This is a genomic window from Paenibacillus sp. GM1FR (assembly GCF_002803315.1).
Taxonomy (GTDB): domain Bacteria; phylum Bacillota; class Bacilli; order Paenibacillales; family Paenibacillaceae; genus Paenibacillus; species Paenibacillus amylolyticus.
In genome coordinates this window covers 473,823-488,391 of sequence record NZ_MKZL01000033.1, presented here as the reverse complement: position 1 = coordinate 488,391, position 14,569 = coordinate 473,823, and the positions used below count along the sequence as shown (strand labels likewise).

The 14,569-nt window shown below is 47.8% G+C and carries 7 protein-coding genes; all 7 read right to left on the bottom strand.

Annotated elements, in window-relative coordinates:
• Positions 1-175 precede the first annotated feature (175 nt).
• Positions 176-2,968, bottom strand: coding sequence for an alpha-mannosidase (locus tag PAEAM_RS22100; RefSeq protein ID WP_100528984.1), 2,793 nt, complete (start codon positions 2,966-2,968; stop codon positions 176-178).
• Between the two features lie 18 nt (positions 2,969-2,986).
• Positions 2,987-3,811 carry a carbohydrate ABC transporter permease gene (locus PAEAM_RS22095; protein ID WP_036608291.1) on the bottom strand — a complete coding sequence of 275 codons (825 nt, stop codon included), beginning with the start codon at positions 3,809-3,811 and terminating at the stop codon, positions 2,987-2,989.
• Positions 3,812-3,833: 22 nt separating this feature from the next.
• Positions 3,834-4,700 (bottom strand): carbohydrate ABC transporter permease, encoded by an 867-nt coding sequence (locus PAEAM_RS22090; protein ID WP_100528983.1) that lies wholly within the window; start codon positions 4,698-4,700, stop codon positions 3,834-3,836.
• 67 nt (positions 4,701-4,767) lie between these two features.
• On the bottom strand, positions 4,768-6,147 hold the full coding sequence (locus PAEAM_RS22085; protein ID WP_100528982.1) for an extracellular solute-binding protein: 1,380 nt from the start codon (positions 6,145-6,147) through the stop codon (positions 4,768-4,770).
• 78 nt (positions 6,148-6,225) lie between these two features.
• Complete coding sequence (locus PAEAM_RS22080; RefSeq protein ID WP_100528981.1) at positions 6,226-7,527, bottom strand: glycoside hydrolase family 125 protein; 1,302 nt, start codon at positions 7,525-7,527, stop codon at positions 6,226-6,228.
• A gap of 223 nt (positions 7,528-7,750) precedes the next feature.
• A complete protein-coding gene (locus PAEAM_RS22075; RefSeq protein ID WP_347707900.1) occupies positions 7,751-8,923 on the bottom strand; it encodes a GntR family transcriptional regulator in 1,173 nt (390 codons plus the stop codon).
• Between the two features lie 253 nt (positions 8,924-9,176).
• A complete protein-coding gene (locus tag PAEAM_RS22070; RefSeq protein ID WP_100528979.1) occupies positions 9,177-14,423 on the bottom strand; it encodes a S8 family peptidase in 5,247 nt (1,748 codons plus the stop codon).
• Between the last annotated feature and the right edge of the window lie 146 nt (positions 14,424-14,569).

Sequence of the window (14,569 nt, the reverse complement as noted above, 5' to 3'; positions counted from 1 at the left end):
TTCTTCGGTATACGTGTGAAATGTTTGTCCTTTTTTGGCCATAAAAATATCCCCTCCAAGTGTCACTTGAACCCTCATGATAACATGAAGGTTTTTTCAAATGTCTACTTAAAGGGGATAATACCACACTACCGTGAACAGAAGGTTTTTATAGTTATGATATTCAAAAATCAACTCACCGTAACGTATACCCTTGTGTAACAATCTTGTACCCCGATACCGTCTGGCTATGCCCCTCCAACTTGCCCTTAACCCGTTCCAGCACATCGCTCTCATAAACGGAGGCAGTTTCGAATCCAGTTTGCACGTTCAACTCAACGGGTTCGGAGTTTAGATTATACCAGCGAGCAATCAAATCTCCGGTTTCCTCTGCGATCTTCAATGTGGAGAAGGCTAGTGACGAACCTTGTGCATTCCATGCCAGCCATTGCTTCGACAGAGGCAGTTCCACCTTGTACCCATCGGCACCGGCATGACTTTCTCGCTCAAATGTATACGCAAGTGCCCCTTGCTGTACAGTCGTCCACGGAATCGGATACACGTATGCGGATGCACATGCACCTGACTGTGCAGCATCGCCCGCAAATGGAATAATCGCATATTCCACACTCTGAGGTCCCAGACATTGGGCTTCCGGTGTTTCAAACACACCCCAATCTCCCAGTTCCGAAGAGGCACGCAGCAGCGTAACTGCAATCGTACTGCCCTCTTCATGCTGTAAAATCTCGTATTCATTCAGCCCTTTGTTTGCAATCATCAAGCCATGATCACCATCGGTCACATGTACAAACGCTTGCTGATGCTGTGCATTACTTGGATTCACCCATTCCTTTGCCGGTGTATTGGAACGTTTGGCAATTTCAAAGATGGAATCTGCATAATGCTCCTCTGTCACCAGTCCGGATGGAAATAATGCACGCAGTCGATGATCCTTGGCCTGATTGTTAAAGTCAGATTTTACCTTGACCATATTACTGCCCGCTTCCAACGTATACGTTGTCGTAATCACCAAGGGAACAGTGTTCTCGACTCGCTGTGCCTTCCGTTCTGTAAAAGGAACCATTTGGCGCTTCTCCAGCTCAAACAGTTCATCTGCTCCAGCAGGAATATCCCAGCGTAATACACTTTGCATAACTGCCCGATACGGAGACTGCTCCACAATCCGCAGGTCCGCCTTCAGATGCTCCGTGGTCAGCGTTGTCTCTCCCTCGGGTTGACGGTAGACATATTCATTGCCGATATCACCGGTATTCTCATATGAATTCAATCCCTGGTATACAGCACCTGAGACCTTATCTTCAATCGTTGCCGTACCATTCTCTTCAACCGTCACCCGCAATTGACCGTTCTCCATCATCATTCCCTGAACCTGGATGAGTTCGCTCATATCGGGCACTTCAGCACTCTCTGCTTGTTTCTCCACTGGAATGAGAGCATACGTCTTATAGCCCAGAGAAGGTGCATCCACCACCTGGAAAGTCACTCTTACTTTACGAGCCATATAAGGCTGTCGGAAGCGATCCTTTGGAAGTTCATAGCCGAAATGCGCACCCAGATTCTTGATTTCTGCCGAATACGTGCGTCCATCTGAATCGACCAGCTGATACGCTGGTAACGCAGCCTCTTCCAACTTTTGCGCAAGGGCTTGAGGATGAGGACCTTCCGGGAAAAATGCTTTGTCCACAATCAGGTCCATCTCAATGATTCCATTTCGATTCCAACCACTCGTGTTGAACACAGTGAACGGCACCGCTTCCTCTCCCCAAGCCTCAGCAGGTTGCACATGAATGGACTCAGCAATCGCCTGCGCACTCTGGGAAACCAATTTCTCTGCAAGCTGTCTGCTCTTGGCGAAGCGGGTCACCATCTCACGGTGAACCTCATCCACACTGCATCCGCAGATGCTATCATGCGGGTGGTTCTGCATCAGCATCTTCCATGCATGTGTCAACAGATGGTGCGGATAATCCTTTACCCCAGCTATATGGGCCATGGCGGCGAGTGGTTCGGCTACTTTTTCAAGCAACGTCTGCCCCTGCTGATTCAACTGTTTCAGATAAACCCTGGCAGATGCCGTATTCACCAGTGTTCCCCAACCATCCGTGTGCTGACTGCGAAGCTCGCCTTCGATAGTCGCCAGATGCTCAGGAACATCTTTCGTAACCGCCTCAATGTAATCGTCAAAATTGGAGTGAATAAATTCAACATCAGGATACAACGCAGCCGCCGTACGTAAAGCCTCAGGCAGATCCGTCTGGATTGGCTGATGATCACAACCATTCATGAACAGCAGATGTGAAGTCGAGGCAAACTTCTCGGCATCCTCCAAATTTTTATCCCAATATACTTCGGCTTTCTCCCGATCAACCGGAACTTCCATCCCATTACAGTACCAGTTCGCGAACAAAATGCCGAGTACTTCCGAACCATCCGGCGAACGCCAGATCATCTCGGAATAGGGAGATTCGTAACTATCCGCATCAACCACGGCATTATTGAATCCGGTAGGCTTTACCCCGCGCCCGAAGATTGCGTTATGAATGTCCGCCTGTTGCAGAATCTGCGGTGCCTGTCCCATATTTCCGAACGAGTCTGGGAAGTATCCCGTCTTGGATATCACACCCAAAGGTCGAGCATCACGATGACCGATGAGCAGATTGCGCAAGTTGGCCTCGCCGCTGGTCAGAAACTCATCCTGTAACACATACCATGGACCAAAATGGATGCGTCCTTCACGAATATAACGGTCGAGCCTCTCCTGTTGTTCGGGCCGAACCTGCAAATAATCTTCACGAATAATCGTCTGACCATCCAGATGGAAATAGCGATATTCCGGGTCCTGATCGAGCGTATCCAGCAGTTTATCCATCAGCTCAATGAGCAGTACATGATGGTGTTCATAAGGCATATACCATTCGCGGTCCCAATGGGTATGCGAGATGAGATGTGCCGTCTTTTTGGTTGTCATGTTACGTACCTCCTGTCATTAACCTTTGGTTGCCCCGCCCATGCTGAATCCTTTGGACATGTAACGCTGGGAGAAGATATATAGCACAACCGAAGGCATTGTATAAAGTAGTGAAAATGCAGCCAACCTGCCGTATTCAACCATACCGTGGCTGCCGAAAAATTGATAAATCGTGACCGATGCCGGAAGTTTCTCCGGTGTCTGGAGCAGGATGTATGGCACGAAGAAGTTGCCCCAACTTCCCGAAAAGGTAAATATCGCTATCGTTGCAATACCCGGCAACATCAATGGCGCCACGATTCGTCTCAAACTACTCCACACGGACGCTCCGTCAATCCATGCCGATTCTTCCAAATCGATTGGCACCGAATCCATGAAGTTTTTCATCATCCAGATGCCGTAAGGAAGTGAGGATGCGGTCAGGAACAGCATCGTGGCGATGATGCTATTTTGCATTTTGAAGAACAGAAACATTTGAAATACCGGAACCATCACGGCAGTAATCGGAAGAGCTGTCATGAACAGAATCGATAACAAGAAGCTTTTTTTGAATCTCATTTCATAACGGGATAATGGATAAGCAGCAAGAACCGATACCAGAACAACCAATATCGCTTGCCCTCCCGACAGAATCAGGCCTACACCGAATGAACGAAGATTGCTCGAATCCCCGAGTACATCCTTGAAATTTTGAATGGTCCAGGTACTGGGCATTTTGATGCCCTGTTGCGCGTTTGGGTCAAATGAAGCCAGAATGATCCAGAGCAGCGGCAATAAAAAACAGAGCCCTAGAAAAACTAGAATCCCGTACTGGATTTTGCGTTGAAGCCCATGTTTGACCATAGGGATCGAACCTCCTTTATGGTTACACTTTCACTTTCATGGATCGCATGTAGAACAGGCTGGCGATAATACCGATGAACAACAGAACCAGAGATATGGCTGTGCCGTATCCAAACTGATAGTTCACAAAGGCCTGATTGTACATGAAGATCGGCAAGGTTTGTGTCGAAGTACCCGGGCCACCACCGGTCATCGTATAGATCAGCGTGAAAACACCCAGTGTCTGTAGAGTAACCAACATCATGTTGGTCACGATGGACCCTTTTACCATTGGAATCGTAATGTGTCTAACAATCTGGAACCCGGTGGCGCTGTCAATAATCGCAGCTTCTTCAACTTCCTTCGGGATATCATCCAGTGCCGACTGATAGACCATCATCGAAAAGGCTGTGCCGTGCCAGATATTTGCGATAATTACACTCACCATAGGGAAACTGAACAACCAGGAGACTGGATTCGCCCCAAACCAGCCGAGGATCTGATTCAATGAACCATTGTCACTGAAAAAGGCGACCATACAGAATGCCACAACAATCTCGGGTGTCACCCAACCGGCAATGACGATGATGCCGATGACCCGGCGGAACGTCACATTTTTCTCCTTCATTAGAAGAGCCAGGATGAATCCAAGCAATACCTGACCAATCACTGCGGAGAAGATGAGAAATACCATGGTGCGCCAGACACTAATTCGGAAGTCCGGATCATGGAACATATTAATGAAATTCTGGAATCCAACAAACTCCAAACTCTTGGCTGCCGCCCCGGTCAGAGCCATATTCGTAAAGGCAAAGCAGATCGTCAGAATGATGGGAACAATGAAAAACACAAGTAATAACAGTACGGAAGGCATTAGAAACAGAAATGAGCCTGGTGCTTTCCTTTTCATAAGTCACTCTCCATTCGAACCGGAAAAAGGGGAGATTATGCCTCCCCCTCCGAATATATCGATATCCTTATTTCTCTTCGATGCTGTCCGCGCCAAGGGAACGGGATACATTGTCCTTCAATTGCGTAACTCCCTCTTCCGGCGTCAGCTTGCCAGAGGCAATACTCTCAACAATGCTTTGCAATTGTGCGGATACCGCTGCATATTGATCGTTCGCTGGACGGAAGTGGGCCACATTCAAGAGTTCCTGTGCTTCTTTGGTATAAGGACGATCCGTATAACCTTCAACTTCTGTGGAATCATTACGTGGGCTGAGGCTGCCTTCCGCTACTACACGAGCAGTCGCATTTTCCTTATTCATCAGAAACTCGATAAATTTCCAAGCCTCTTCCTTGTTTTTCGCCTGTGCAGGAACAGACCAAGCCCATCCTCCAGACATCGTAGTTGCTCCAGGTTCTTCCCCATTTTGTGTTGGGAATGGTGCAAAGCCTATTTTCTCTTCAACGTTGGCGATTGGAGCAGCACCGTTCTCGGCCCATGTCGAACCTGCCCAGCTACCATCTACAGCCATCGCCAATTTGTCTTGCGGGAACTGTTGCTGGAATGCAATACTGCCAGCTTGTCCATTCAGGGAAACCTGCATGGTTGGACCTGTTTTATCCGTGTTAAACACTTGATCTATGAATTTGAAGGAATCCAGCAGCCCCGGGCTGTTCACGACCCATTTCTTGCTGGTGTCGTTATACAGCGTGTCCGCCGTACCATAGAGCAGCATTTCCAGTGTTTGCATGGTGACACCTTCACCGTTTGCTTTGCCCACGATCATATTAAGTGGTGTCACACCCGGCAGTTTTTGCTTGATCGTACGTGCTGCTTCGAGTACTTCTGCCCAGCTTGCAGGTTTGAACGGAACTTCAAGTCCCGCCTGTTGAAACAGTTCCTTGTTGTACCAGATTCCGCGTGTATCCGAGGTAGCCGGAACGCCGTACACTTTGCCGTCTTCTCCGGTAACCCCTGCCTTCAGGTTGTCGATGATGTGTTCTTCCCAATCGGGCCATCCCTGAACCTGTGTATCCAGCGGCTCCAGATATCCCGCAGCAGCATCGGATTTGATGATGGATGTATCTTCAGCAATGACATCCGGTGCCGTATCCGGGGATTTCATTTGCAGAACCATTTTGGACGTATAATCGCCTTCACTTGCCAGTACAGGCGCAATGTTGATTTTGATATCCGGGTTTTCTTTTTCAAATTGATCCACCAAGCCTGATTGGAAAAACTTCGTAAGTGTATCTTCAGATCCTGAAGAACGGAACGATACAGTTACTTCCTTCTTGCCATCACTGGTTGTGCCTGTGCTTGAGCTTCCGCCCGAACAGGCTGTAGTAAGAATGAGCAAGGATGTCATGACTGCTGCTACCGGCATTTTCAATGATATTTTTCTCATGATTCGCTCTCCTCTTGTCGGAATTTAACGAACTCCGAACGTTATAATGTACTCGCAGGTTATCTCTTGCTTCCCTATCTATTTCTGTACGCGGAATCCGCAATAATCCATAATCAGTTCACTAAAGAGCATGTTGGACCACGAAAACCATGGACGTGTATATTCATGTGGATTGTTGGCCGAAAAGCCTTCATGGGTCAGTCCGGTATCCGCATCCGTCTTATGGATAAGCTGAAGCAATCGTAGTTTTTCATTGCGATCCTCTGTAGTCAGCCCCTGCATCGATAAAGCGATATGCCAGATGTACCCTTCCGGTGTATGCGGACTACCGATTCCCGCTGCTGCTGTTCCCTCATAAAAATACGGGTTGTGCGAGGAAAGAATGAAACGGCGTGTATTCTGATACACCTCGTCGTTCTCCTCCACATATCCGAGATAAGGTAAAGACAGCAGACTTGGCACATTGGCATCATCCATCAGATTGTGATTTCCTTTCCCATCCGTTTCGTACGCATATATGGTTCCATATTCCGGATGTTCAACGGTGCCATAATCCTGAATACCTTTGTTGATCTCTTGCTCCAACTGCTTAGCAGTCGCTGCCAGCGTTTCATCCTCGAACACCGCTTTAGCAATTTCCTGTAGATATCGAAGCGCCACAACAGCGAACATATTGGATGGAATCAGATAACCATATTCACAACGATCGTCGCTGGGACGGAATCCCGACCAGGTCATGCCTGTGTAGGCTGTTTCAGTACCTCGTCCCTCTCGGGTGAGCGTATCGGTCTCGGGAGCATCCAGACGTTGGAACGTGTAGGGTGATTTCGTCTCATGATGTTGCTCCACTTGCCATAACTGCATGATGATCTGGGATGCTTTACGGAACGTATCATTGAATTGAGTTGTTCTTCCCGTGTTCTTCCACAAGAGATAACTGAGCTGAATCGGATAAGCCAGTGAGTCGATCTCATACTTCCGTTCCCAGATCCAATCATTCATCTGCGTCAGGTCTTCCTGATGTCCTTTTCCACTCTCCGTCTCATTAAAAGCGTTTGCATAAGGGTCCAGGAGAATATATTTCAGTTGACGTTCAACCAGTCCAGCGATCATGTCGGCAATATCTTTATCCTCTGAAGCGAGAAGCAGATAAGGTCTGACCTGAGCGGCAGAATCACGTAACCACATGGCAGGAATATCTCCCGTAATCACAAAAGTTGTTCCATCTTCTTTGCGCTGAATTGTAGTCGCCATCGTATTGGTAAAACAATTTTTGAACATTTGGTTGAGTTCCGGATGGTCCGGCATACGTTTGTTAACCTGATCAATCATGTCGTATATTGAGGGAGAAATTTCTTGATCATCTCTGGGTGTCAGCATGTTGTCCTCCTTATGTAATCCAGTTTGTTAACCGCTTTCATCATCCTAAAACGAATATAATGTTATGTCAATATATTTATTTGTATATTAGCATGTTATTTTAATTTAACGACACTAAATAATATACCATTTGAAGCAATTATCCCCATTTTATCCGCACCAAAAAGAGGCCTCGTTTATACGAAGCCCCTGATTGAACACAATGAATATTAAGTTGTTATAATTAACCCTTTTGTTTCACCATACTCGTTGACTTACCCTTCACCAATCGGGCAGGTAAAACAACTCTGTTCACTGTCATTTCGTTGTTCTGCATACTTTGAAGCACCATCTCGAATGCCTGTTTTCCCATATCAAACTGGCTTTGTCTCATATGGGTTACACGGCTTCCTTCGGCAGCGTTTGGACTGTCAAAGCAAATGATGGACATATCTTCCGGGATTCTCAGACCAAGCCGATCCGCTGCCTGTTCTGCAAGTAAAGCAATATGATACTCCGCAGCAAAGAGTGCAGTAATCTGGGGGTATTTCTGTAAATGTTCCACCAATGTCTCCACATCACGGACCTCGACTTGAGGATCAAACACACTTGGCAGTGTCGAAAGAAAAGATTCTAACCACAGTTCCCTGTTCACCAGCACCCCTTGATCATGATGAGCCTCAATGATTCCTTCAATTCGTTCTTCAATCGGTGTAGTGTTCGCCGGAGGCTGCGTCAGAAAAGAGATGTGTCGGTGACCGAGGTTGAACAGATAATTCGTCCCTTCTCGCGCCGCGCCTACATTATCCGTACTGACAGATGAAGCCGGAATTCCTTTCAAGTACCGGTCAATCAGGACAAACGGGAATTTGTTAACGACCAGTTTAAGAATCTCATCGCTGAAATATTCACCCTGTGCCGGGAAAATAATCAATCCATCCACACCCAGTTCCAGCAGTTCCTGAATGCTCTGTTCCTCCTGCTCGGGAATCCCGAAGGAACGTCTAAGTACGAGAAAACAATCATGCTCTCGCGAAGCTTCTTCCATACCATATAACAGTTCTGTACCATACATGTCACTGAAATTAGTAATGACCAGACCAATGAGCAGCTTCTTCTCTGGATCTTTAACCGAAGCACGCAGAGCAGGTCTGTTAGGTCTTTCCTGTAACATATCTGCTGTGTCGGCTACAAAAGAACCCCGTCCCGGCTGACGAACAATTAATTGTTCACTCGCCAGCATCTCAAGTGCTTTTTTAGTTGTAATCCGGCTCACTCCGAATTCATCACATAATTCCTTCTCCGAAGGAACACGCTCACCCACTTGATATTGATGAAGCTGTATCCGTTCGCGCAAGGATTCAAAGATCTGTTCATACATCGGCTTGGATGCCGAGTCTTTCCCCAATACAAGCACCTCCATAAATACCCATACTTCTCATGTTCTACATCCTAATATATCATGTTATATCATTAATGTGAAGAAAGAGGCAACTCACCTGCTGACATGTGAGAGCAAAAGAAAAAGCATCCCAATGGATGCTTCATTAATCTTAGGCTCAGATGTGAATCGAGACAACAAAAAGCCGACAAGCCCTGATACGTCGGCTTATCGGCTTCTTGCTTAGATGGTCAAAATGCAGTTATCGTCCAAGTCATACTTTGCATAATTAAGGTTGCAGACCCTCAGCGGACGGTGGACCTACTTCTGTTTCAGTCTCTTCAGGGCTCGAATCTGGTTCTGGAACGGATTGTTCTTGTGCTGCGCTGACGAACAATCGTCCAGCTGCTTCCGCCTCTACTTTGTTGCCTGCTGCATCCTGAGCTCGAATCACAATGACTCCACCATCCAGAACAAGGGATGAAGGTGTTGTGTACGTACCCGTGTAACGACCAGGTTCAGTCTCTACCAATGGAATCTCTCCTGCCCCTTGGGCATCCAGATTCAAAGGTAACTGAATACGGAAAGATGCTTGCAGACCAGGTTTACTATCAAATGAAACGGTAACACTCTCCCCTGATGTGATTCGAACATCCTCAGCCGGAGTAATATTCGTAAGTTCTGGCGACGCCGTTTCCACATAGACGGTGCGGGTTACGGTTGTTTTGTTACCAGCGATATCGGTTGCTGTAATGGTTATTGTGTTCTCGCCTTCATTGACCAATACACGGTGACTGAAACTTCTGTCTTTACCCACTTGTAGGGTTTGTCCGTTAACGGTTACCTTATCGAGGAATTGTTCCACGACATTACCCGTTACGTGAACCACTTCTGCATTGATACGATCCCCTTGAGCTGGCGTGAGAATCGTCAATTGTGGTTTGGTCTGATCCAGAATAATGACTACGGGGAGTGAACGGTCCGTTGTTTTACCGTCTACCACTGCCTCCGCAGTAATCGCATTAATGCCAGAACGGAGCTTCACACCGTATGAGAACTTCCCATTTGCCACCGTTGTGGTGCCAGCCAGATCCTTGCCGTTGTAGATCTTGATCTGAGCTCCAGATGCCGGAGACGTTCCCGACACAGTGAAGGTCGATTGATTCGTATACGTGTTTGCAGGTACTGTGAGCACAGGTGCATTTACCGGATATCTCACGACTGCACGAATCATGTAATTGCCTTCTTCTACCGGTGAAGTACTCCATGCTCCGCTTACACGCTGCCAGCTTCGACCAGCATTCGTGCCATTCTCATCGGTAGCGAGTCCCGGAGCACTTGTTCCGGCTACGCTTTGTACATACACGATATAGAAGTCACCCGTTACAATGACCGGTTCCGGGAATTCAACGGTTGTCCATTGATCGTTACGAAGTGCAGTACCGTCGAATGGTCCAGCCAGCTGTCGTCCTGGAGCTCCACCCGCACCCGATGCATCATATACGGCATATTGGAACGTTGTACCTCCAGGCACAGGCCACTCGGTGTTCCAGAATCGGAACGATGCACCTGTCAGTTGAGCGGTCTCCAGCTCTGGTGTCATTCGAACTGCCCAAGCGTTATCCGCAGCGTTAAAAGCTCGTGCGTTCTCTGCTGATCCATCATCATAAGCAATTTCCCCTGGGAAACCGATGAATGGTTTCAAGGCAACATTTGCCTCTGCTGTCCCATTACCAGGTACAGTTACAGTTACGGTTTTACTGTAATAATCCGCAGCCCGGATGGACAGGGTATAACTTCCTTCCAATACCTGAATATCGAAGCTGCCATCTGAACCTGTGCGAACTTCACCTACCTTGGCATCTTCCACCACGAGAACGGAAGCATCAGCCAGTGGTTGTCCTGTCCGCTCATCCGTTACTACACCTTCAATCTGTCCATGCGGGATTGCCTCCAGATTAAAGTTGGCTTTGGCACCATTGCCATCCGTGATCGTTACCTGCTGTGTTCGAGGATAATATCCATATGCTTCAGCTTTTAACGTGTAATCACCTGCTACGTGTGTGAAGTTATACTTGCCTGTAGCTGGATCTGTCTTCACCGAACGTCCGGTTTCCAGTACGGTAACCGTTGCACTTGCAGGCAGGCTTTGTGGATTAACCGAACCTGTTCCTGGTTTTTCAACTTCCGGTTGTTGCTGTTTCGTTTTGTTAAATTCCGCTTTGTCTGTCCGCGAAATTTTGTACCATGGATTATCATAGGACGGTTTCGGTTTGTCATTGTTAAGCACAACTGCACTGTCCTCCGTTACCGTCTCCGCAGCAACACCCAGTACACGGAAATCATCAATGAACCAGCCTGTCTTCACAACACTGTTATCTGAGGTCAGGCGGAACCGGAATTGAACTTCATTACCGGTAAGTGCATCCAGATCATAAAATACAGGTGTCCATTGTTTACCGTTGGTACTATGTGAGAATTTGCCCAGTTCTGACCATGTGGTTCCACCATCCTTGGTGACTTCCACATACCCGTAGTCATATCCACTCTCAATCTCGTACCAATGATTAAACGTAAGTGTTCCTTCGGACACATCCGTCAAATCAATGACCGGAGATACGAGTGAATAGTTGGAGCCACTCTCGTACGTATTGTCGAGATCAGTCGCCCAGACATTCGGTGGAGAAACCGCGCTGGCAGGTCCCGTTACCGGAATACCGCGTTCCCACTCATCTTTGGTTCCTGAATGAGTCCAGCCATTATCATCACTGCCATCGAAATGATCGATGTAGATATCCTGAGGCACCTCTACTGTAATGGAGACCTCATTCGATTTGTCGCTTTCATTGCCACTATAATCAAGTGCGGCAACAGTATAATAATACGTCGAATCTGTCACCGTAGCCGTATCTGTAAACGTTGTTCCTGTTGCAGTTCCAATGGATTCATAACCTGCACCTGCGGTTGTGGAGCGATATACGATATAGGATTCGAGATCCTCATCGCTCGGACCCGTCCAGCTCAAGGCTACATTACCAAGAATATCGGCCGTCGCAGATAATCCGGCAGGCGCACCCGGAGCAATCTCATCCAGTTCTTCTACAGCGAAATCATCAATGTACCAGCCAGCCTTTTGCAATGAATTATCGCTCGTCAGATTGAATTTGATGAACACCTGCTGTCCCGCGTATTCGCGAAGATCCACATATTGTGTCTTCCAATTGCCACCTGTACCCGTGAAGGTTAACAGTTCTTGGAACACATAATCGCTATCCTCGGAAGCGATGTATACCTTGCCGAAGTCGATGTTATTCTCCAAGTCATACCAGTGCTTGAAGGATAACAATGCCCCTTCCGGACTCTCGGTGAGATCAATTGGCGGCGCAAGCAGATATGCATTGCTATTCGCCACATAAGTTCCTTGCAGATTGGTTGCAATCACCTTGTCACCGGAGTAGGCACTTCCAGGACCACTGCTTGGTGCTCCCCATACCCAGGTACTTCCGGTTCCGCCAGTCGTGAATCCAAGCTGATCTTCTTCAAAATCCTGAAGGTATCCTGGCTGAACACCATTGGACACAGCCACTTTGTATACCTGACTTTCGAATCCGTTGTTACCGTAGTCGTTCACACGGATATAATACTCCACACCTTGCGGTTCAATAAGAAAAGCAGGGATTGTCGCTGTATACGTCCCATCTTTGTTATCTCCAGCAATCCGGTTCATCGGTAGATAAACGTACTGGTTGGTGCCTGTCGTTTTGGCAAAAGCCTCGACGGAGACTACTGCGACGTTATCTGTCACATGAGCCGTTAGTGGTATATCAATGCCTGTAAAGGCAGAATTAACAGGGGTATGTGCCAGTACCGGCTCTTCCAGATCATCTCCGGCCGTAACCACTCTGCCGGATACCGTGCCAATTCCTTCGAGTACAGACCCCACAGCATCAAGGGCATTAATAATGCCGTGACCGTAGCCGTTATTAGGAGATGTCGGATACTGACTATCCGTTCTCGGCGTGGCTGTATCTGTAATGATCTGCTCCAGCTGATCCACCGTAAGGGAATGATTGGCCTGAAGCAGCAGTGCAGCAAGTGCAGTTGTATGCGGGCCTGCCATGGATGTTCCGTTCCAGCCTCCCTCATATACTCCGCCCGGAACTGATGAACGGATATTCACACCAGGTGCAGATACTTCCGGTTTGATCTCACCATACGGGGATGGGCCCAGCAGGGAGAACGAAGCCAGATTTCCGTTGATATCGGTTGCTCCTGTAGCAAAACTTTCAGGATAGTTGGCTGGGTTAGCAACAGAACCAGGTCCGCCCGGGTTACCCAGTCTCACATTTCCTGCGGAGAATTCCGGGAAAATCTGAGCATCACGCCAAGCTTGGACCATAGGACGGAACCATTCATCCAATCCTGCGCCTCCGCCCCACGAGTTGTTAACAACATCCGGTGCAAGTTCAGGATGCAGATTGCCTTCCGCATCCACCGGAGCGATCAACCATTGTCCGCCATCCAGAATAATGGCATCTGTTGTTTCCGGATTGAATATCCGTACACCAATCCACTTCGCACCGGGAGCAACCCCGATCTGGTTGGTACCATCTGCTTCGGAGCCAACCATCGTACCCATCGTGTGCGTACCATGCCCGTCTCCGTCCGCAGGGAGGGAAGCATTACTGTGCGGATCATACCAGCTCAGTTCGGGATCAACGATATTGCCCGAAGCATCCAGTCCCCGCCATTTGCTGCGAAGCGCCGGGTGGGTATAATCCACACCGCTATCCAGATTGGCAACAACAATCCCTGTTCCATCGATGCCCCGATCCCACACGGCTGGCGCATTGATGTAATCCAGGTTCCATTCCACGTTCTCTGTCGCAAGCTTGTCCTTTGCAGCAGGCTCTTTGTCTTTGACTCCGACTGAAGAGTCTTTAGTTGGCGTTTGGACAACATCTTTGCCTGATGCCGCATTCGCTGGTTCTTTACTCACTTCGGCTTTCTGTAAGTATCGTGTCTCATTCGGTAGAATCTTCTCCACCTCAGGCAGCAGCGCAATCTGTTCCATGACTTCTTTCGTACTCGTTACTGCCAATGAATTGACAATAAAATAGCTTTTATATTCTTTGACCTTACCCAGGTCAACTTCCTTTTCCAGATAAGTTTCCAATGGATATTGTGTACGCGAGGCCGTTTCTCGCAGAGAGCTGACAACCGAATTACGAACGGACAGCTTTGTGGCTGAAGCCGTTTGTTTGGCTATGGTCGCCTTTTCAAGGGCCTGTTTGGAGACTGCTGCTGTATCCACCTGTTCCTTCATTTTCACCAGATAGGTCACATATTCACTACCATCAAATTCTTTGGTCAACTTTGCGTTTACTTTGGACTCCGTAACTTTGGCAAGTCCAGATTTCATATCCAATTTGGATGATGTGGAGTTTTCAGCTGAAACCGGATGAATGATCGAAAATGCAAGGAGAAGCGAGAGCCCCATGGAGATGGGCTTGCGTAACCGATTAATCTTTATCAGACTTTTCCACTCCTTTTACCCGGTTTTTTAATTTAGTCTGGTACATATGCCCTTCTCTGCAGAATGAAACGGTAAATTAACCTTTATTGCGGATGAAATAGATGCCCTGGATTTCACATAAAGCCTCACCTCCTTTACAGGTCTGG